This is a genomic window from Cytobacillus stercorigallinarum (assembly GCF_014836495.1).
Taxonomy (GTDB): Bacteria; Bacillota; Bacilli; order Bacillales; family Cytobacillaceae; genus Cytobacillus; species Cytobacillus stercorigallinarum.
The window spans coordinates 18026-36859 of record NZ_JACSQT010000019.1; the positions used below are offsets into that span (position 1 = coordinate 18026).

24 protein-coding genes and 2 pseudogenes are annotated in these 18834 nt (G+C 38.0%); 6 read left to right on the forward strand and 20 right to left on the reverse strand.

Features of this window, described 5'->3' with window-relative positions; translation table 11 throughout:
• Positions 1–83 precede the first annotated feature (83 nt).
• The 11 genes from H9655_RS21120 to H9655_RS21170 form a co-directional block, all read right to left on the reverse strand.
• Entirely contained in the window at positions 84–314 is a 231-nt protein-coding gene (locus tag H9655_RS21120) for a hypothetical protein (RefSeq protein ID WP_191817208.1), read from the reverse strand.
• A gap of 17 nt (positions 315–331) precedes the next feature.
• The gene (locus H9655_RS21125) at positions 332–1189 is read right to left on the reverse strand and encodes a hypothetical protein (RefSeq protein ID WP_191817209.1); all 858 of its coding nucleotides are present in this window, start codon (positions 1187–1189) and stop codon (positions 332–334) included.
• A 381-nt stretch (positions 1190–1570) separates the two neighbouring features.
• Positions 1571–1795: a helix-turn-helix domain-containing protein gene (locus tag H9655_RS21130; protein WP_191817210.1), complete on the reverse strand. Its 225-nt coding sequence runs from the start codon at positions 1793–1795 to the stop codon at positions 1571–1573.
• A 773-nt stretch (positions 1796–2568) separates the two neighbouring features.
• Positions 2569–2790, reverse strand: coding sequence for a helix-turn-helix domain-containing protein (locus H9655_RS21135; protein WP_191817211.1), 222 nt, complete (start codon positions 2788–2790; stop codon positions 2569–2571).
• Between the two features lie 139 nt (positions 2791–2929).
• A complete protein-coding gene (locus tag H9655_RS21140) occupies positions 2930–3409 on the reverse strand; it encodes a DUF3102 domain-containing protein (RefSeq protein ID WP_191817212.1) in 480 nt (159 codons plus the stop codon).
• Positions 3390–4136 carry a hypothetical protein gene (locus H9655_RS21145; protein ID WP_191817213.1) on the reverse strand — a complete coding sequence of 249 codons (747 nt, stop codon included), beginning with the start codon at positions 4134–4136 and terminating at the stop codon, positions 3390–3392. Before H9655_RS21145 ends, H9655_RS21140 begins: the two co-directional genes overlap by 20 nt.
• Before the next feature lie 91 nt (positions 4137–4227).
• Positions 4228–4587 (reverse strand): DUF3102 domain-containing protein, encoded by a 360-nt coding sequence (locus tag H9655_RS21150; protein ID WP_191817231.1) that lies wholly within the window; start codon positions 4585–4587, stop codon positions 4228–4230.
• A gap of 348 nt (positions 4588–4935) precedes the next feature.
• Positions 4936–5172 (reverse strand): hypothetical protein, encoded by a 237-nt coding sequence (locus tag H9655_RS21155; RefSeq protein ID WP_191817214.1) that lies wholly within the window; start codon positions 5170–5172, stop codon positions 4936–4938.
• 2 nt (positions 5173–5174) lie between these two features.
• Complete coding sequence (locus H9655_RS21160; protein WP_191817215.1) at positions 5175–5414, reverse strand: hypothetical protein; 240 nt, start codon at positions 5412–5414, stop codon at positions 5175–5177.
• A complete protein-coding gene (locus H9655_RS21165) occupies positions 5411–5701 on the reverse strand; it encodes a hypothetical protein (RefSeq protein WP_191817216.1) in 291 nt (96 codons plus the stop codon). The genes H9655_RS21160 and H9655_RS21165 overlap by 4 nt, the downstream gene beginning before the upstream one ends.
• Positions 5701–5988: a hypothetical protein gene (locus tag H9655_RS21170; protein ID WP_191817217.1), complete on the reverse strand. Its 288-nt coding sequence runs from the start codon at positions 5986–5988 to the stop codon at positions 5701–5703. Before H9655_RS21170 ends, H9655_RS21165 begins: the two co-directional genes overlap by 1 nt.
• Before the next feature lie 211 nt (positions 5989–6199).
• On the opposite strand from H9655_RS21170, the gene H9655_RS21175 reads away from it, so the two are divergent.
• Positions 6200–6517 (forward strand): helix-turn-helix domain-containing protein, encoded by a 318-nt coding sequence (locus H9655_RS21175; protein ID WP_191817218.1) that lies wholly within the window; start codon positions 6200–6202, stop codon positions 6515–6517.
• Positions 6518–7182: 665 nt separating this feature from the next.
• Here H9655_RS21175 and H9655_RS21180 read toward each other — a convergent pair.
• From H9655_RS21180 to H9655_RS21195, 4 genes are all read right to left on the reverse strand, one after another.
• A complete protein-coding gene (locus tag H9655_RS21180; RefSeq protein ID WP_225230798.1) occupies positions 7183–7959 on the reverse strand; it encodes a helix-turn-helix domain-containing protein in 777 nt (258 codons plus the stop codon).
• 104 nt (positions 7960–8063) lie between these two features.
• On the reverse strand, positions 8064–9089 hold the full coding sequence (locus H9655_RS21185; RefSeq protein WP_191817220.1) for a tyrosine-type recombinase/integrase: 1026 nt from the start codon (positions 9087–9089) through the stop codon (positions 8064–8066).
• Between the two features lie 201 nt (positions 9090–9290).
• Entirely contained in the window at positions 9291–9653 is a 363-nt protein-coding gene (locus tag H9655_RS21190) for a HesB/IscA family protein (protein ID WP_191817221.1), read from the reverse strand.
• Positions 9654–9779: 126 nt separating this feature from the next.
• Complete coding sequence (locus H9655_RS21195; RefSeq protein WP_191817222.1) at positions 9780–10007, reverse strand: DUF1450 domain-containing protein; 228 nt, start codon at positions 10005–10007, stop codon at positions 9780–9782.
• 254 nt (positions 10008–10261) lie between these two features.
• Between H9655_RS21195 and H9655_RS21200 the strand changes: the two genes are divergently transcribed.
• From H9655_RS21200 to H9655_RS21210, 3 genes and pseudogenes are all read left to right on the forward strand, one after another.
• The gene (locus tag H9655_RS21200) at positions 10262–11329 is read left to right on the forward strand and encodes an NAD(P)/FAD-dependent oxidoreductase (protein WP_191817223.1); all 1068 of its coding nucleotides are present in this window, start codon (positions 10262–10264) and stop codon (positions 11327–11329) included.
• A gap of 611 nt (positions 11330–11940) precedes the next feature.
• Entirely contained in the window at positions 11941–12816 is an 876-nt protein-coding gene (locus tag H9655_RS21205; protein ID WP_191817224.1) for a hypothetical protein, read from the forward strand.
• 149 nt (positions 12817–12965) lie between these two features.
• Positions 12966–14465, forward strand: a pseudogene (locus H9655_RS21210) (IS1182 family transposase).
• A 389-nt stretch (positions 14466–14854) separates the two neighbouring features.
• Here the strand turns inward: H9655_RS21210 and H9655_RS21215 are convergent.
• The 4 genes from H9655_RS21215 to H9655_RS21230 form a co-directional block, all read right to left on the reverse strand.
• The gene (locus tag H9655_RS21215) at positions 14855–15016 is read right to left on the reverse strand and encodes a hypothetical protein (protein ID WP_191817225.1); all 162 of its coding nucleotides are present in this window, start codon (positions 15014–15016) and stop codon (positions 14855–14857) included.
• A 63-nt stretch (positions 15017–15079) separates the two neighbouring features.
• On the reverse strand, positions 15080–16075 hold the full coding sequence (locus tag H9655_RS21220; protein WP_191817226.1) for an anti sigma factor C-terminal domain-containing protein: 996 nt from the start codon (positions 16073–16075) through the stop codon (positions 15080–15082).
• Complete coding sequence (locus tag H9655_RS21225) at positions 16072–16569, reverse strand: RNA polymerase sigma factor (RefSeq protein ID WP_191817227.1); 498 nt, start codon at positions 16567–16569, stop codon at positions 16072–16074. The genes H9655_RS21220 and H9655_RS21225 overlap by 4 nt, the downstream gene beginning before the upstream one ends.
• A gap of 357 nt (positions 16570–16926) precedes the next feature.
• The gene (locus H9655_RS21230) at positions 16927–17535 is read right to left on the reverse strand and encodes a hypothetical protein (protein WP_191817228.1); all 609 of its coding nucleotides are present in this window, start codon (positions 17533–17535) and stop codon (positions 16927–16929) included.
• 62 nt (positions 17536–17597) lie between these two features.
• Between H9655_RS21230 and H9655_RS21235 the strand changes: the two are divergent.
• Positions 17598–17932 (forward strand): annotated as a pseudogene (locus H9655_RS21235) (AbgT family transporter); the annotation flags it as partial.
• A 70-nt stretch (positions 17933–18002) separates the two neighbouring features.
• Here the strand turns inward: H9655_RS21235 and H9655_RS21240 are convergent.
• Positions 18003–18326: a YuzD family protein gene (locus H9655_RS21240; protein ID WP_404826125.1), complete on the reverse strand. Its 324-nt coding sequence runs from the start codon at positions 18324–18326 to the stop codon at positions 18003–18005.
• A gap of 154 nt (positions 18327–18480) precedes the next feature.
• Here H9655_RS21240 and H9655_RS21245 point away from each other — a divergent pair, with 154 nt between their 5' ends.
• Positions 18481–18720 (forward strand): NifU family protein, encoded by a 240-nt coding sequence (locus tag H9655_RS21245; RefSeq protein WP_095372024.1) that lies wholly within the window; start codon positions 18481–18483, stop codon positions 18718–18720.
• Positions 18721–18834: the final 114 nt, after the last annotated feature.

Below are 18834 nucleotides of genomic sequence, written 5' to 3' on the forward strand. Positions count from 1 at the left end.
GACAGATTTTCGAGCCAAACAGCCGATTCTAGCCACGAAAAAAACGTTTGAATAGTACGCCTAGGGTATTCGCCTTAGACGCCTCAAACGGCTTGATTTTCCTCATTATATGTCACTTTTAACATGCGCTCTGCTGCACGCCTTTGTTCGATTGGGATGCGAAATTGAACCGCTTCAAGGCGACCAGCGCGAAAGTAGTCTGCCATGATCGTCCAGTCCTTCTTGTAGCGTTTGATACGTCGGATTAAATCTCGATCTTGCGTGTAGCCTGCGAGCCAACCCGTTTCTAACTTCCATAATTCGTTATTCATCATTTATTCAACCTCTTTTATTATTTATTCGGTTTAGCGCTAAACATTGCAACAAGTGAGCTATCCGGTTCTCCCTGTTTGCGGTAGAAGATGTTATGATTTAATGTGATGTATTTGGTGCGGCCATCTTCAACAAATCGCGTAGTCTCTGCGATGGCTTTTGATTTCTTTAATGCACGCAAAATAGTAATGGCCTTCTTTTCATCGAGCTGTAAAACCTCCGCAATCTGCTTCGTTGTTAGGAAGCGAATATTAGCCGGCACTTCTTCGAAAGGATTATCGCAAATCATGTTTGTTTCGTAGTGTACATAAGGCAGTAATTTATAGATAGCGCCCATTTCGGCAGGCTTGAGCTTCAATTCTTTTAATGTCGTGAAAAACGTTTTAATTAACATATCCTTGTCCCCCTTAGCCTTTTTGCGAAAATGATATCGTTCATTAACCTTGTAATAGCCCTCTCGCGTTACCTCTACGATGTCCTGTAGTTCGAGCTCCTGTAAGACGGCTTTTGCAGTCCGTGGCGTTACTTTTAGAGCGCTCGCTACTCCTTTTTGATCCAACGGCAACTCTTCTCTACCTGGCTTGATTAGCACGTTAGATTTATATTGGATGTACGGCTGCAGCATTAATACATATCCGCATATCTTGTTCGACAAGTTATCGGTTATCTCTCGAATGTGGCGCATGTGTGTGAATGAGAAGTGGCGCTGATCCGACTTTTTGATAGCCGCGAGCCTTCGTTGCTCTCGTTGCTCTAACGATTCCACTATGAACGTTCTGCCGGCTTCGTCTTTACCATAACCGTTGTTGCCGATTAGTTTGATACTGCCTACTGGTTTGGACGATGCTAACCGTCCGACTTGCTTATTTACATTCATCTCTTTCTCCCCCTCATAAAAAATAGGTGACCTTTTTTGCACTTTTTCCCCAGAATAGGTGACCTTTTTTGCACTCTCAAAAACCGCACTAAACCTCTGTAATGCTCGCTATATCAACGTTTTACTCTTGTTTTCAGGCTTATGCGATTAAAATTCCTTCTTATCTTCTCTATAGAACTTAACTCCTGCGCCTTCATTCGGGTAAAAGACAACCCTCATTCGGCGCCAATACTCTTTTAATTAACTACCTTTCGCGACCATATAATATCTCTGCATGAGGGGGCGGTTTTCCCCCGATTGCCGGGCGTTAGCCCGTTGACAAACCGATAGTTTCTGCGTTAGTCCTTTCCAAGCTCTATTAACCGCTGCATGATCCGCCATTTAAATACCTCCTGATAATTTTTGTTTTAATTCCATTACGCTCATTACGTCTGTTTCATCTATATTAAAAGCAGCGAGTATCTTCCGTTTTGATCTAGGTGTCACCTTCCACTCGCCCCGCTCTATCTTTTCTATTAGGATTGCGGAAAGGCCAACCTTATCGGCAAATTGTCTCCGCGTCATTCCTAACGTGTTTCTGATTGTTCGTAATTGTTCAGCGTTCATTTCGTTAGCCTCCTTATGGATTATTCATAAATTATTAGAAAATAAAAAGCGCTTGATTGCTTAGGAATTGCAACCAAGTCGCTTATGTAAATTGTGCTTCATATACAAGGGGAACAATTCGGCGAAAAGTAAGCCAATTACGAGTAAACAAACTTCCTTTCATATTGCATAGATAACTAAACAGTAAAATAGGTACTATTTTCTCAACCTTCCTGATACAATTTAGGTAAAAAGACAACCAGTATCTTATCGAAAAATAATACACTGCTTTGACGTCCCATATTTGGGGGAATACACTGCTTTGGCGTCCCTTTATAAAATCGGCATCTTCATCAATATATAGTGCGTAAATACCGTTAAACCAACAATTAACTACTATATATTGATATAAATCAGCAATCAGCGAAAGTCTTACTTATCTTATCAGTTAGTATTTAAAAACTTGTTTCGCGTCCTACACATACAGAACCCTGCGCCTCCATTCGGGTAAAAGACAACCCTCATTCGGCGCCAATACTCTTTTAATTAACTACCTTTCGCGAAAAGTAATTAATTATATAACCCTCGACGTTACATATGAGCGTTAGCGAATATGTGGCGTAATGTATATCTTTATCGGTAAATCTTAATAGTAAATCTTTATAACGTCTAATAATTAACTGTATCTACGTCTAATTTTTGACTGTATATACGTCTAAATTTTAGCTGTATAAGCAATAATAGCGTCATCCCTTCGTTGTAGCCCACCTTCCTTTACTCATTTTTTCGCTCATTTAAATGCCCCCATTTTTGTTTTCTTCGATAAAAATTCGGCATGTTCTTATATACTCTGCGCCGAAATAGTCGTTAACTGATCGCCTTACCTTATCGCTGATATTCTTCTGATTTTTCTCAATCTGACATATCAACGCAGCACTGACGCCAGTAATGCGCGCTAGTTCAGCTTGAGATATGCCCTTTGATTGCCTAATAAACTTTAATAATAATGCGTCCATAAAAAACCACTCCTACAAGTTAATTTTCTTAACCCCCATTTAAATAAAAACCTAGTACGCCGCAATGGGGGTAGCGACATACCAGTGACTACTTCCTACTTATACACCTTTTTACTACACTAAAAATAACCCTCACTTACTATAGGCGCGAGGTTTTGATTCTGCTCAAAATTTCCGCCCTTAGTTTCGCCTTCTTAACCTCGCGCAACTCACGGACGGTCATTTCATCTACGGTTTTTGTTTCACCTGTTGACGGGACTGCGTGCGGTTGTTCAACGAAATCTAGTGGGTCAACGCCCGAAGGCAATGCTATTAATTCAAACAGTTTCCCTTTCCCTAATCGAGGCGACGTCGCCCCATTTCCGAATGTCTCGAATACCTTTATTATCTTATTGGCAGTGCTTCTATCCATCGAAAACTCTTCCGAGCACCACTTCCCCCAATTACCATATTTGTTATCTGCTAATTCTTCGTCTCTAACTTTTTTAAACCTCAGTCCAACAGCTACCGCGTCGTCCTCAATACGTTGAAGTAGTAGTTTAATTTCTGCTGTAAGTACGTTAATATCTCTGCTTAGTGCAGACGTAGCACCACCGCCTTTAATTTCGTTCTCTTCCATCGTTTATCGCCTCCATAAATTTGCGTAAGTTATATATCGCCTTGTGTTGATTCTCCGGAGAAATGTAGGCGTATTGTTCTGCCGCAGTTGTGCCGAGTTTGCCCGATGAGACTAGCGCTTGGATTTCGGGTATAAGGTCGTTGAGTTTAAGTAAACGCTTAGTTGTTTTTTCACTCTCTCCTAACTCTTCACCAATGTCAGCAATAGTTTTTGAAGGTACATTATGTCCCTTCAAACGCTGCCTACCACTTAGTCGTCTAACGCCCCAATACTCCTTCAAGAACTGCGCTATCCTCGCTTTCTTAATCGAATCCGATTCGGCTTGACCTCGTCGCTCTACATTTTCCGCAATAAGGAGATATTCCGCCTGCCATTCGTCAACGTCGAGTATTTCGACTGGTACTTCCTCAACTACTTCTGGAGCCTCGTCCGCTTTCATCTGCGTGTACGCCTTATTAATGGAATACTTTCCGTCTTTTACGAGTTGAAATAAGTCAAGACGCGATTTGTAGACGGCTAGTAATTGATACATATATCGAGGAGTAATACCTGCTTTATTGGCGAGTATCTTCGCAGTTTCTCCGCTAACTTCCCGTCCCTGAAATATTTCAGTATCGGTATTCTGTTTCAGTGTTGCTAATTGACGTTCCCTCGCTTTCCTCCTCTCTTCCTCGTAGTGTAAGAGAATGACCAATGCTGCTTTCTGATTCCTACTTAACTCCGGCAATCCGAGCTTCGAATTAATGATGCGTGATGGAATATCATCCTCGGCAATATCAGATTGCGATTTTTAATTCGGCATTATGCCGATTGCGATTTTAAATGCTCATTATGGGCATTTCATCTACCGTTTTTGTTTCGCCAGTTGACGGGACTGTGTGCGGTTGCTCAACGAACTGTTGACGGTCGATTTCGGTTGGTAATGAAAGCATTTCGAATATTTTACCCGTCGATAAAACCGACGACGTCGTCGCATTTCCAAACTGATCGTGAGCTTGCATAAAACGTTGTGCAGTTCTTTCAGTTAAATCAACGCTAGTCAACCAATTTCCGAACTCACCATGCGCCAAGTCATTCTCTTTAACGTGCTTGAGCCTGCGCCCAATTTCGAATATTTCTTCGCCTGCTACACGTTGGTATAGCTTCGGAAAGCATAAGCGGCAGTCTTTCAAAAACATCACGAGTTTGGTCGTTCAACCGTTGAACTAGCAAAAAACTATTGATATAGTTGCCGATGTCGGCAATTCTTCGAACGTCTCTTTCTCTGGTTTTTCGGTATCCCATAGACCGGTACCACTTCTCGAATATCGCTTCGCCAGTTTGACAAAATGTCAAAGCGGTGTACCTGTCGATTAATACCGACCCCCCTTAAACGAAAATAGGCCGACACTTGTGACGACCCAGCACACAACTTACTATATTTGCCGCTATAATAAACTCCATTCCGGGTCGCGTGTCATTCAAGCCGCTTGCCGATGCACCCTTGCCATCGATGCACCGACATCACGGATCACCTTTTCGCAAATTTAAACTGCAGCCATTAATTCGATAAGCACCGTTGGGTCCTCGCGCATGAACTCTTCCGTATCATTATCCAAATCCACTGTCACAACGTCTTTATTTTCCGTACCGATCGCGTTGTATAGTCCTATTTCATTTCCGCCTGCCACGAACACCTTTCCGTTGGTAAACAGGATACCTTCCTCATTATCCATTTCATTTATTACGCCACCAAATAAATACTGCACCGTTACCTTTTTCATTTTCATTTTCCTCCTAAAATTAGATTAATCAGTAATTCGCGATCATAATCTATCGCTGCATCTTCCTCGACAACCGCCAAATTGTCGCTTTTCATATATACCAATTCATAGACTGATAACCCGCCAATGTCATCAATCGATATTACCTTGCCTGAATCAAATAGCACGCCCTTTTCGCGATAAGCTGCGTCAGAAGGCGCCCATTTATCAGAAATGATTTCGACATCAATTCGTTTTCTCATTTTGCAAACCTCCTTATGACGTCTACAAACTTAGCTTTGCTCATAAAGTCCAACTCTTCGTCTGTAAAACCACCTTCGAGGTCTACGCGTAGTATTTTACAGCGCGCTAAATCCAGTACGTTATCCTTCTCCGCAATTGGCTCGGGCATGACCCGAAATGTCAGCATGTCATACCCTTTGTATTCGGCGACGATTTCTTCTGCAAAAATAACCGTATCCTCTACAATTGGTTCGCCGAAGCCTTCATCATGCGTTGCAATAAACTTTATATTTTCTCGCTTAATCATTACGCGTCCCCTCCAATTGTTAGTGCATACCGTTCCACGACCTCTATAAAGCTCGCAGTCGACAACCATTCTAGCTCATTGTCGGTTAGTTCCTTGCCGAAATAACACTCAAAGACACGAGCACTGTCGGCGTTTACCTCTTGCTCTATAGATTCCTTTGCCACTGTAAAGCTGACGGACCCAGCACCTTCATTCTCTGCAATGACTCTTTCGCTAATGACGGCGACATTTTGAATTACTGGTTCACTAAGTGAATCAATGAACGTCACATCCTCACGCCTAATCATTGTCGCTCACCACCCATCCGATAAATGCTGCAGATACAATTCCAGCCCATGCAAACCAAACCGTTGCAAATAAAATTCCCATTTTGACGCCTCCTTATTTATGTCTTAAACACATAATAACGTGTATGCGTAATTACGTCAATACATATTATGAAAATAATTCCGCTTTTTCGTAATTTCGTGTATAATACGTCTTAGAGGTGATAAGTTGATGAACATAGAAGATGAGCAATATGAAAGATTAATCGTTGAGCTACGTTTAGATGTAGTGTTAAAGGAACGTGGAATGACTCAAAAAGAATTAGCAGAATTAACAGGAATAAGACCTGCGGCTATTTCACAGATAACTCGCGGATTTGTTGATCGCTTAAATCTCGATCATATAGGTAGGATAGCCACCGCATTGAAAATTGATGATATTAGAGAGTTAATGACGTTGCAGCTAGAGAGTGAAGTTTGGAATATGAGCACCGTTAAGGAACAAAGAGAGTATTTAAAAGAGAAGAATGAAAAAGAGCCTCCGAAATAAATCGGAAGCTTTTTTTTAGTTGTCGCGCACCTTTTGTATATAATACAGTTCCGCCTAAACGGAAGAGTCAGCGCATAGGTTCGCGCCTTGGTACGTAAACATTTCGTCTATTCCTTTTAAAATTCTGCGTGGGAATTTTATTTGGAAGATCGCGAAGAAGGGCGAAAGGAACGACTCGAACATACGCATTGACCCCCGAGTTTAAAAATTTGCGAGAAAGATTCGCTAGCCAGGGCGCGAGGCATCTCGCCGACCACCCCCGCCCCCTTCCTCCATTCCCTATTTTAAATTGTCAGATAATTGTATAGTCGCGTATATTCCATTCATTTCTAGTTTACATAATAATAGCTATAGGAAGTTGATATTTTTACAAACCGCGTCATATCAACGTTTATTTAGTGCGTAAATTTATCGATTATGCATGATTTTATACATCGTTATTGTGGCGCGGTTTATACGCTGTCCATGGCGACTGTATAACGGTCTATTCTGCATAAAGTATCGACTATTTCCCGTTACTATTTCCCGATTTCTACCCTCGAGTTTTGGCGGTCTCTCCGTCATGAACGCCGAGGCTGAATTGATGCGCTACCTTTTCGCTATATAATTGCCGTGTTTCTTCTTATGTGCATTTAACTTAGGTAACATCGTGTCATTCGGAAGCGTCACGCGTCAAATAAGGCTGCGTACATCAAGCCGTCAAGTACGCGATCGAGTACGCCATTATAATAGCCGGCAACGTTACGTATAACCTTGCGTTTAGTCGCCTTGAACGTAGTCAGTACGGCTTCAATTCCGCAGTTTAATAGTTCGCTAGACTCGTGACAATTCCGCAGGAATGAAGTGTGCGCAAGGTAAATTCCGTATAGCTTATTCGTTAGCTTCGCGTCCTTAACATAATATTCGACGGATTGTTTAAATCGAACGTAAGGCGTCGTAGGCGCATTATACGTATTATTTATAACAGTATTCTGTTTAAAAGAAATACTAGGTTCATTCTCGATTTCGGTCGGCTGAACGCTTGGCACGACTGGCTCGACGCTATCCTCACGCGTGGACACTTCCGCCTGGTCATCGCGAATCACAAACGGTAAAACTTGAATAATATTAGCGCCTTGACCTCCGGTAACTTTACGCGTCGTAACTAGCTTCCGAATGACGCGTAACTCTTGCAGACGGTTGATTGCACGCCGTACAGTTTTCTCGCTCTTTGCTATATTATTCGCGATTGTCGCTACTTTTAAATGCGCAGCGCCTGCGAACTTGACCGCATAGCGAGCGATAGTATTAAGGACAGCGCGATCCGTTGCGGATAGTTCGTAATAGTGTTCCGAGAGGTGGTCGGCTATAGCTTCGTTTAGTTGTTGCTTTGATTGGAATGTTTGGTAGTCGGATAAATAGTGCATCGGATTTTCCTTCCGCGCAACCCTGTTTTTAAGCATACTTGAATAAGCGTTGACTATAACGCTTTTTTTCGATATACTTAAGCTATCGTTTTTTCTCAGGGCGTTAGGTTGTTGTCGCAACCTGCGCTATTTTTTTTTGTTCAAAATTTTCTTCTCATGCGATTGATTGGCGAATAATCATCGTGACTACGACGCATTTCTTCTGTATCCATCTGTATATAACGCCGCATTGTACGAATGTCTGCCCATCCGCCAATTTTCTGTAATGTAAACGCATCACAACCGTTAAGTATCATATTTTTCGCCCATGTATGACGATAGACGTGTGCCGTTACCTTTTTATCTTTAATGCCGGCTTTCTCTGCGTAATATTTCAGCCGTTTATTAAACTGGTTTTGTCCTAATGGCTCACCATAGCACGATAAGAATACGCGATCAGTCTTGAAGTGCATTGTGTTCTCGTTTATTAGCTGTAGCAACATTTTGATGACGTGCGTTGATATTGGTACTAGGCGCGGTTTACGATTCTTATTTCTATCGCCTGTCAGCGTAATGAATCGCGTTTTAAAGTCGATATCGCCGGCTCTTAGACCAATCAATTCATTTGCGCGTAAGCCTGAATCTAATAGCAAATGTATCGCCACGGCATCTCTATAGCCTACGTAGTCGCGCATATTAGGTTGACGCAGTATTTCCTTCACTTCCTCGTCCGTCAAACAGTTCGTCAAGTCGATATCTTGCCGGATAAGCTTGATTCTTTCCATCGGATTAACTTCGATTAGCTCCTCGCGTTGAAGATAGTTAAATATCGCCCGTAATGTACGCAAGTTAATATTAATAGTCGTATCAGATAAGCCGATTTCTTGTTTATTTGCGTCAATGTACTTATGGCCGTCGTACTTCCGTTTATCATATTTCATGTAATTTATGTAGTTGCGGAATACCTCGGCATTTAGCTCATCGACATTTTTGACCTCATAATTGTCATTCAACCAGTCGGTAAAATACCCCCACATTTTCGTATAATCTCGTACTGTCCTATCGCGCACACCTTCCGCACGCTTGCCAGAAACAACTATATCGATTGCTTGCTCGAAAGATAATTGCGGAAAATTCTTCGTAGCGTGCGAAAGTTTATTGATGCGATTTCGTTTCTTTAATGCCAAAACAAAAACGACCTCCCCTAACGATTTTTTTTCATCGCTAAGAAAGGTCGTTATTATTAATCCTAAATCGCCCAAACAAGGGTTGTTTCTACGTCGTCAACTAACGCATATACGCCGATTTACTAATGCAATCGGCAACCCTGCGCATCAGTTATCGTTTAGATTACCGACATCATAACCGACTCAAATCTCATCTACCACTTAGCACTCTTCAGGCGTGCCAACCTTTGTTGCTGTTCTAAAAGAAGATCCACAGCCGCAATTGGCAATCGCATTTGGGTTGTCGATAGTGAAACCGCCACCCATCATGGATTCTTTATAGTCTATTTTTGTTCCTTGTAGAATCGGTGCATCTTCTTTGCTTACAACGATTTCAAGGCCATGTAATTCAAAAGGAATGTCGTCTTCTTCCACTTCTTGAGCAAAGCCCATTCCGTAAGACAATCCGCTACAGCCACCGCCCTTAACAGCTACACGTAACTTGGCATTCTCTTCTTCATTTTGTTTCATCATTTCTTTAATGTGAAGGGCTGCCGCTTCTGTAATCTCAACAACTTGATTCATCATAATCCCTCCAAGTTTATATTATAGGCTTAGTATATACTTCTTTACTGTGTTTCACAAACTTACTGCCTTCATTAACGTCACTATACCTTATTATATGGCAACAAACGAGTAAAGGAACAAAAGTTATTCATCCAAATGTTGATAAATGTTATAAACCAGTTCCTCCGCATTCTCTCCATGAATGATGTCATTGTCAACTAGAGCAAATAATAAATGACGGCACTTCCCACAATATCCTAAACAGCCATATTCAATGACATCTAAATCATAATCTTTTTTTAACTTGGCAAAGGCATGGTGAGAACCATTGGCCATATTTGTTACACAAAATTCTACAACACTCTTCCTCATATGATTAACTCCTTATTTTCTTTCTTTTTCTAGAAACTACAAATATCAGAATATTTTTACTCTAACTCACCTGCATAAATTTCCTTTCGTTTTCTGTTGTGATTTAGAGATAATTTCGTTATACTTTTTATGGGATTATGCAATATGGATGGTTATATTTATTTTTTTAAGATAATTTGGACACTTATGTTTTTTCCATTGTATCAGATTATCTTCTTGTATGAGAACGGACAAAATAAAGGGGATATCAACAAATGAAAAATCTTGTTATTCTTGGGGGAGGATACGGAGGAATGCGAGTACTTGCTCGCCTTTTACCGAATCAACTGCCGGATGATGTTTCGATTACTCTCGTCGACCGGGTACCTTATCATTGTTTAAAAACAGAATACTATGCACTGGCCGCTGGAACGATTTCCGATCAACATGTACGTGTTGCTTTTCCAGAACACCCTCGCTTGAACATTCAATATGGAGATATTACAAAAATTGACACAAAAGAAAAGACAGTCCATTTAAAGGATCAACAACCAATTTCATATGACGATCTTATTGTTGGGCTTGGTTGTGAAGATAAATATCATAATGTTCCTGGGGCAGATGTATATACTCACAGTATTCAATCTATTGCTAAGTCACGCAAAACATATGAAACGCTCAATAATTTGCCAGCAGGCGCCATTGTTTCAATTGTTGGTGCTGGTCTAAGTGGTATTGAGTTAGCATCTGAACTGAATGAAAGTAGACCTGATTTAACGGTCAAATTGTTTGATCGGGGAAATCGCATCTTATCTGCCTTCCCAGAGAGATTAAGTAATTATGTACAAAACTGGTTTAACTCTCGAAGCGTACATGTCATTAACAACTCTAATATTACTAAAGTCGAGGAAGGCGCTCTATACAACCATGATGATCGGATTGAAAGTGATGTCGTTGTATGGACTGCAGGTATTCAACCGACACATGTTGTACGTGCGATGGATGTTGAAAAAGACAAACAGGGTAGAGTCGTATTAACAAAGTATCACAATATCCCTGATGACGAGCATGTGTATGTAGTAGGTGACTGCGCGAGCCTTCCCCATGCACCAAGTGCGCAACTAGCTGAAGGGCAAGCAGAGCAAATTGTACAAGTCCTTTTAAAACGTTGGAAAAATGAAGACCTACCTGAGACCCTTCCAGTTATAAAACTAAAAGGAATCATGGGTTCTCTAGGTAAAAAACATGGTTTTGGTTTAGTTGCTGAACGCCCAATTACAGGACGAGTTGCACGCCTTATTAAATCAGGCATTCTTTGGATGTATAAATATCATAACGGGTAATCATTCACTAGATTATCTGCAATTTTATCATTCATTGATTTAAAAGGGTTTTTCAATCCTTTTAACTTCAGAAAGTACAATTTCTTTCAGGAGATTGTACTTTTTTTGTTGGGTTTTTGTATTGCGATTCCAACTTCCTTCAAAACTTTCAACAACATCGGCATAATTTGTATAAGCACATACCCAAGTGCTCCATTTGATTATAACTTTTAACCGTTAAACTAAAATGCCTAATGATTTAGCACATTTATTAAATAATAAGAGTTAATCCACTGATTAATATCAATTATTCTATTAAAAGGATTTAAAATCAATCTCAATACATCGTGTAGTAGCTTCTTTAAAAATCCTCTAATTGCAGATGTATATTCCACTAGGCACATAAGATCTTGACCTAATCAGTAGCATTTTTCCTATCCTACGTTCTTACCTTGAGAAGAAATAATTCTATTATTTCCATATCTATTACTTAAAATCATTATTTGGAGTATATAGAAATATTTGTCTACTTTTTGGTAATTAACATAATTTTTGTAAATTTTTGTAGAAATTTTTAAAATTTTAAATTATTATATAGAAGTGAAAATAAAAAATAATTCAGGGGGAATAGTATGATTAAGAAGATTGTATCGTTAATAGGGGTTGCCGTATTATCATTGACGCTAGTTAGTGGAATTAATTCGGTTCACGCCCAAGCCGAAGAAACAGGATCTACATGCATAGATGAATCTTCATTAAATATTCAATCAGAACATGGTAACGAATATTATGAAGTTTCTTTTGAAACTGCAGATTGCTTGCAAGCTGAGGCTGTAAAAAATGCAGGAAAATCAGTAGAAAAGGCAAAAAAAGTATTAGACATGAGAAGTGATGGCTCTGAAACTGAGGATACTTTATTAGAGGTATTCCAATCTGAATCTACAGGTGTAAGAGGAGAAGTTAGAGCAGTGAATGCAGAAGAAGCTATTATTGCAAAGGAAGAAGTAGGGTATCCTGATAAAGTTACAAAAGTTAAAATTATAAAAGATAAGGATGCTTCTTTAGAAACTCATAAACATCCGGGAAATGAAAATCTTGAAAAATTCGAAAATGAATCTTTACTGCCTAATCCTACAATTAAACCTTTTGGTAAAGATACTAGTGGCTGGGATTTAGTTGGAACAGAATATTGGAAAATAAATTTCAGTTGGCAAACTGATACAGTTTGGCATTCACATGGTGGAAATTATAGTGTACTAATACCTAAACATAATAATTTTAAAAATGAAACAGTAATACGGTTATATGATCATGATCCAAATTTTAACAAAGATGAGTTTATAGGTACAAAAACTGTAACTACTTCTACCAAAGTAGCTACACGGGTTACATGGTCAGGATTAAACAATTATATAGATGGGGATAATAAACTAGTTGAAACATATACAATGCATTATAATTACTATGTATTGGGTGAAAATTTACAAAATGTAAGATATTATGATTAATAACTAATCCAGTTAAAAAAGAGACATTAAAACTGATACCACTGAAAAAGTCTTTTATTTACTAAACAGCGTATCTTTCTTCGAGAAATCAAAGAAAGATACGCTGTTTTCTTGTAAAATGGATGTACTACATAAAAGTGAGGGATTGGATGCTTGATCATCAGTTGTCAATGAATATAACTCAATACGGGGGATTGTATGATGGGGTTGTACCACAAGATCACCTTCTTCGTAAAATTAATAAACTTGTGGACTTCTCCTTTGTCTAGGACAAATTAAAGGATAAGTATTGTCATACGAATGGACGTAACTTTGTCCATCCTATTCGTATATTCAAATATCTTCTTCTAAAGACCATTTACACGTTATCCGACGTTGACCTTATTGAAAGAGCCCGAGTTGATATGTCGTTTAAGTTTTTCTTAGAAATGGCACCGGAAGACGATGTGATTGATCCAAGTTTATTGGCCTACTTTCGACGTAAGCGATTGGAGGACGAAGACTTATTAGACACATTGATTAACAAGACGGTAGAATCGCTCTTGAAAAAGGCGTCATTCGATCCAAGTCGGTCATTGTAGACGCTACTCACACAAGGTCTCGTTATAATCAGACCTCTCCTGTTGAGGTGTTGAGAAAGCGTTCGAAAAAAGTGCGGAAAATGATTTATACCATTGATGAATCGATGAAGGAAAAGTTTCCGACTAAACCAACGGAGGATACAATCGAAGCCGAGTTGGATTATACACAAAAGCTTTTGGAAGTCATTGAGAAAGAACCCATATTAACCGACTTTCCCAAAGTAAAAGAACCATTAAAACTACTCAAAGAGACAGTAGAAGATGATTTACTAGAACTTCAACAGTCAGAAGATCCAGACGCAAGAGTCGGTCATAAATCAGCGGATTCATCCTTTTTTGGATACAAAACGCACTTAGCTATGATCCAAGAGCGAATCATTACTGCCGCAACGATTATAACTGGAGAAAAGACGTTATCCACGTTAATTGAAAAAAGCAAAGAAGAAGGCATTGATATAAAAGAAGTCAGGTGATGCGGCTTATTCGGAGAAGAAAAACCTCACGTACGTGAAAGAACATGAGATTGAGTTAATCGCAAAGTGAATCCTTCTGTCTCCCATGGATATCGAAAAAGGGTGATGAATTTGAGTACATATAAAGATGCCAGTATGTACGTTTGTCCTGCGGGGCATATGGCGATAAGGAAAGCGCGACAAGGGAAGAAAAACCAATCTACAAACCAAACAGATACGTAGAAAAGTGTAAGTGTTGTCCTTTCCAAGCAGGGTGTTATAAGCCTGGAGCGAAAACCAAATCATATTCGGTCAGTATATAATCGGAAGAACATGCAAACCAAATCAAATTTCAAAATAGTGACCATTTTAAGGAGAGAGCGAAAGAACGATACAAAATCGAAGGGAAAATAGTGAATTGAAGCACAGACACGGTTATGAGGTCACCTCATCTTCGGGTCTAAAAAGGCATGCGCATACAAAGGAGATAGGCCCCTTCTCTGTAGAAAAACGGCCGTTTGGAATAAATCAACTCCAAACGGGCCGTTTTTTAATTGAATTTCTTTCAGAGTCGATAGTTCTTCATTGTCCTTTTAAAACTACGGCTCTTTTTTAAGTAGAAGGAACATTGTTAAAAAACTAGTTAAATTTAAACCACTGCTTTTTGAGAATTAGAAAAAGTTTCAGGGTTTCCTGAACCACACTTCAAAGATCTCCTATTTAAAAATTGGAAAGATATATATGCTAGGATTTCACTTTAAATATAATTACAGTTATTTTTATTAAAATTACCACCCTTATTGATAGAACTAGATTACGTTTTTTACCATTCAGTCCATAGATAAATATCTAAGAGGCACCCAGAAGTGCAATAGATTTACATAAAAATACATACTGACATAAAAGAAATTATTAACTCAAGTGCAAATAGACAATTATATTTTTCCTATATATAAAACACTTGAGTGATCTATATTAATTAAGGTACACTAATTTCTATTAATTCTACTTTTCCTTATCAAACATACCAGATGACAATAAAGCGTTTACCCTGTTTTCACTTATTTTTAATTGATTCCATAATGAATAATTAAATCCTAATGATATTAAAAAGCTAATTAAAAAAATTATAGTTAAAATTTTTTTTGCGAGTTTTTTCTTATCCATTTTTCTCTACCTCCCATAATCGTGTTATTAAGGTGATTGACTTTACAACAATTTTTAGCAATATTAATACAAATCTATTGTTGCTCCAATAGTTGAAGCTTGAATAATCTCTAAATCTTGAAATTTTTCCAATTCATTAGGTGTCCCAGAAACAATTACTCCAGATATTCGAAGATCATCAACCTCCGGAAAGGAATTTGGATTAATTCCCTCAGCCAGTTTTTTTACAGTAGTTTGGTATTTCCCTTCCTTACTCAACAGTTCGATGTTACTTATAAAAGTCTTAGCTGCCGAATTTAAATCATCCCCCCTTACTTGAAAACCGTCCGCAGATGGACCATCTACTATTCTAGAATTAGAATCAGATTTTACATTGCCTAGCTTATCTTCTTTAATTGTTTTCACCCATACCCAGTTGATATTTTCCAATCCCATCAGATTTTGAATTTCTTTAAGAGTATAGTTTTTATCAAATGATAATGCCACTTCTGCCAATGTATTATCATCTAATTGCGTGGCAATTTCCAACTCATTTGGATAATAATCATATTTTTGTTGAGGATAATAAAAACTTACTTCTCTTTCACCGTTAAAACTATTATATTGGACCTCTCTGTTAAGCCGCTCACTAAAATTTGTTCTCTCAGTAAACCGTTCATTATCAATTACAGTTTTTTTTCCGATAAAAGGAATTTCTACTTCTTTTTTATTCCAAACGATTTCACGATCACCGATTGTCTTATTAACTGTAATATGCTTTACAGCGCTTAGATTTAAAAATCCATAAACATGCATCTCGCTAACAGTATAAACATTTGCCCCATTGATTTGATTAAACAACGATTGGTCATCATTTACAAGTCGCTTTTGCAGAAGATATTGACCAGTAGAAAAAACTCCAAAAAATAAAATACAAGTACTTAACAAGCTAATAATTAAAATTTTAATTGTTTGTTTCGATTTGGCTTTTTTGATTGACTTTTGCAAGGATGGACTTGTAACAAAATCCAGGTCTTTGTTATTTTCTTCTGATTCATATTCCTTATCATTATTACTCATTTGTATACCTCCCTGTAAAGTTTCGCAAATTCCTTCCTGGCTCGAGCTAAGAATGTTTTTATCGTGTTAACCTTCAAATCAAGAATTTTAGCTATCTCATCGTATTTTAATTCCCATTTGTATTTAAGAAGTAATACTTCCCTGTATGTTGGTTTAAGTTTAGATAAAATACATTCAATTTCAGACCAATGTTCATAACTTATAAGAATCTCCTCAGGTAAATCTTTTGAAAGTGTTTTTACTTGATCTTCCCTTAAATCAAGCTTAACTCTACTATTTTTACGAAATTGATCATAATGAAAATTGATAGCGACACGGATTAACCAACTCCGAATTTTAGGAGTTCTTATTGAATCATAATACTGAAGAAATTTATAAGCCGTTTCTTGTACAATATCTTCTGCATCTTCATGAGATATCTTCAATTTTCTTAAATATCGGTAAACAAAATTCAGTTCCTCATTTAAACTTTTTAAATCATCTGAATTATCCATTTCTCCCCCCTGCAATTATAAGACGAATGAGAAAGAAAAAAGTATACAATTATCTTTAAATTTTTAACAGTGACTTCATTTTTAAATATGAAAGGCGGGTCATGAAAACAACACTTTGTTCAACTTTAACTATTTCAACTGAGTTAGCTGCGCAAATTGCGTTTGCTCATCAAGCTTTAGCAATTACAACTAAGTTAGCTACGCAAATGTAAATTGCGCGTACATTTTGAGCAATTTCACTAATAATTACTGCACACACGGAATTTCCGCGGACATCTATAACCATTTAAACAGACAGCTGTGCGGCAAAAACTACATAATTCCCTCTGATATCATCGTTATCTTGCTTATAAGTTTTTAATTCAATTTTTCTATACAGGTAACCAATGCTTTCGGTGGATAAGATTCAAGCATGCGACTATATCCGATAGCTACTTGATCACCAGTAACAATCCTCTCTAAAAGAAGTGGGGACTCTATATGTAATAATACAATTTGGTATTTTGCTTGTAATTCATCCATATCTAAATGGATGTCATTGGCATGGAAATTTCCATCTTCTATTAAAATTTTTTCTTCTATATGTATATGTCCTACCAGTTCACTCTTTTTTTCACAAGATGATGTATACAATTCCATACGTTTTACAGCGATTTGAGGAATTTTTGTTTGATACATCTCACTATATCTCACCTTCACTTTATCGCCGTTCTTTATACTGTCTGGAAGCTGAGATTCTTTATATGATAGATAGTGGATGATTTCATACTTTTCTCTTAAACGATTTACATCAAGATGAAGGTCTGCCTTTTTAAAATCTGCATCACCAATTAATAGATGCTTATCTACTAGGAGATAGCCTATATGTGATCTTTCATCATATTCAGAAGAAGCGGAAGGGAATTGCATATACACGAAATAATTCAATCCCATAAGCAACAAAAAAAGGATAATAAAATCTTTCATTCCTTCTCTCCTTTTCCACTTATTATTTAGCAGTTTAAGAATCATTCAGCTTCCAAGAAACGTTCATTAACAGCAGTGCTTCTGCAAAATGGGCAATGATGGCTCCGGTATTCGTTCCAATTATGATGCAATTAGGTTATTCACCTGAACTTACTCAGATGGCCTGGCCTATCGAATGGCAGATTCATCAACAAATATCATTTCTCCGTTGATGACGTATTTTGCCATTATTATTGCTTTTGCACAGAAATATGATAAAAAAATGGGAATTGGTACCCTTGTATCAACAATGATTCCTTATTCAATGTTCTTCTTAATCGGATGGACACTTATGTTAATTGTGTGGATGTTACTTGGTATAGAGCTTGGACCAGGTGCACCGATTATGTATGAATAAATTCTTCTTTAACCAAAAAATGCAACCTCTATCTCATTTAATCTGAGGGTCTGAGGTTGCATTTTTTCATTTACACCGCTGTGAATCCGTATTTTTCCATCTCTGCATAAATGACTTTCAATCTAGGGTTGCCTTCTCCAACAATTTGATCTTTGATTTTGACTACTGGATAAAACATATCTTCTTCAATTACACGAGAAGCGAATGCTTGTTTTTCCTCATCTAATGGTGGGTTAAATATATCGACATAAGATACTTTAAATTTTTGATTTTCAAACTTTCTTGCCAGTGCCGCTTCAAGCCATTCGTATGTCTCTTTAGATGACGGTAAATTCACACAGCTTGCACATAGGACATCTGCTCCATAGACGATAATCTCTAATTGGTCAGCCATCAAATGCTTCCCCCTTTTTCAATAAAAAAAATAATTTCACTCTTCATTCTATTTTACAATATAGTATAATAACAGACATAAGTAAATGTTTCCTTATCATAGATTTTTATGGTTATCTTGATTATAATATAGATATGAAAGGAGTCGATTTTAAATGGCAGAACAAGCAGAAATGACAGGTCAAGTCCAAGAAGTACTAGATAAATTAAGACCATTCCTTCTTCGTGATGGAGGAGATTGTGAATTAGTAGATGTAGAAGACGGGATTGTAAAATTACGTCTTTTAGGCGCATGTGGTAGTTGCCCAAGTTCTACAATTACCCTTAAAGCTGGTATTGAGCGCGCTCTTTTAGAAGAAGTTCCTGGTGTTGTGGAAGTAGAACAAGTTTTCTAATGCCTACGAATAAAAAAGCGATGTCACATGACATCGCTTCAGACCGTAGACAAACCCCACCTTTGCATTAAAGTGAAGGTGGGGTTTTCTGTTATTTTAAAAGATTTTTCTTCT

What these genes read in the sequence shown, in the direction of transcription:
- H9655_RS21120 (WP_191817208.1), bottom strand. Translation starts at nt 314, where the DNA reads ATGATGAATAACGAATTATGGAAGTTAGAAACGGGTTGGCTCGCAGGC.
- H9655_RS21125 (WP_191817209.1), bottom strand. Translation starts at nt 1,189, where the DNA reads ATGAATGTAAATAAGCAAGTCGGACGGTTAGCATCGTCCAAACCAGTA.
- H9655_RS21130 (WP_191817210.1), bottom strand. Translation starts at nt 1,795, where the DNA reads ATGAACGCTGAACAATTACGAACAATCAGAAACACGTTAGGAATGACG.
- H9655_RS21135 (WP_191817211.1), bottom strand. Translation starts at nt 2,790, where the DNA reads ATGGACGCATTATTATTAAAGTTTATTAGGCAATCAAAGGGCATATCT.
- H9655_RS21140 (WP_191817212.1), bottom strand. Translation starts at nt 3,409, where the DNA reads ATGGAAGAGAACGAAATTAAAGGCGGTGGTGCTACGTCTGCACTAAGC.
- H9655_RS21150 (WP_191817231.1), bottom strand. Translation starts at nt 4,587, where the DNA reads ATGTTTTTGAAAGACTGCCGCTTATGCTTTCCGAAGCTATACCAACGT.
- H9655_RS21155 (WP_191817214.1), bottom strand. Translation starts at nt 5,172, where the DNA reads ATGAAAAAGGTAACGGTGCAGTATTTATTTGGTGGCGTAATAAATGAA.
- H9655_RS21160 (WP_191817215.1), bottom strand. Translation starts at nt 5,414, where the DNA reads ATGAGAAAACGAATTGATGTCGAAATCATTTCTGATAAATGGGCGCCT.
- H9655_RS21165 (WP_191817216.1), bottom strand. Translation starts at nt 5,701, where the DNA reads ATGATTAAGCGAGAAAATATAAAGTTTATTGCAACGCATGATGAAGGC.
- H9655_RS21170 (WP_191817217.1), bottom strand. Translation starts at nt 5,988, where the DNA reads ATGATTAGGCGTGAGGATGTGACGTTCATTGATTCACTTAGTGAACCA.
- H9655_RS21175 (WP_191817218.1), top strand. Translation starts at nt 6,200, where the DNA reads ATGAACATAGAAGATGAGCAATATGAAAGATTAATCGTTGAGCTACGT.
- H9655_RS21180 (WP_225230798.1), bottom strand. Translation starts at nt 7,959, where the DNA reads ATGCTTAAAAACAGGGTTGCGCGGAAGGAAAATCCGATGCACTATTTA.
- H9655_RS21190 (WP_191817221.1), bottom strand. Translation starts at nt 9,653, where the DNA reads ATGAATCAAGTTGTTGAGATTACAGAAGCGGCAGCCCTTCACATTAAA.
- H9655_RS21195 (WP_191817222.1), bottom strand. Translation starts at nt 10,007, where the DNA reads ATGAGGAAGAGTGTTGTAGAATTTTGTGTAACAAATATGGCCAATGGT.
- H9655_RS21200 (WP_191817223.1), top strand. Translation starts at nt 10,262, where the DNA reads ATGAAAAATCTTGTTATTCTTGGGGGAGGATACGGAGGAATGCGAGTA.
- H9655_RS21205 (WP_191817224.1), top strand. Translation starts at nt 11,941, where the DNA reads ATGATTAAGAAGATTGTATCGTTAATAGGGGTTGCCGTATTATCATTG.
- H9655_RS21215 (WP_191817225.1), bottom strand. Translation starts at nt 15,016, where the DNA reads ATGGATAAGAAAAAACTCGCAAAAAAAATTTTAACTATAATTTTTTTA.
- H9655_RS21220 (WP_191817226.1), bottom strand. Translation starts at nt 16,075, where the DNA reads ATGAGTAATAATGATAAGGAATATGAATCAGAAGAAAATAACAAAGAC.
- H9655_RS21225 (WP_191817227.1), bottom strand. Translation starts at nt 16,569, where the DNA reads ATGGATAATTCAGATGATTTAAAAAGTTTAAATGAGGAACTGAATTTT.
- H9655_RS21230 (WP_191817228.1), bottom strand. Translation starts at nt 17,535, where the DNA reads ATGAAAGATTTTATTATCCTTTTTTTGTTGCTTATGGGATTGAATTAT.
- H9655_RS21240 (WP_404826125.1), bottom strand. Translation starts at nt 18,326, where the DNA reads ATGGCTGACCAATTAGAGATTATCGTCTATGGAGCAGATGTCCTATGT.
- H9655_RS21245 (WP_095372024.1), top strand. Translation starts at nt 18,481, where the DNA reads ATGGCAGAACAAGCAGAAATGACAGGTCAAGTCCAAGAAGTACTAGAT.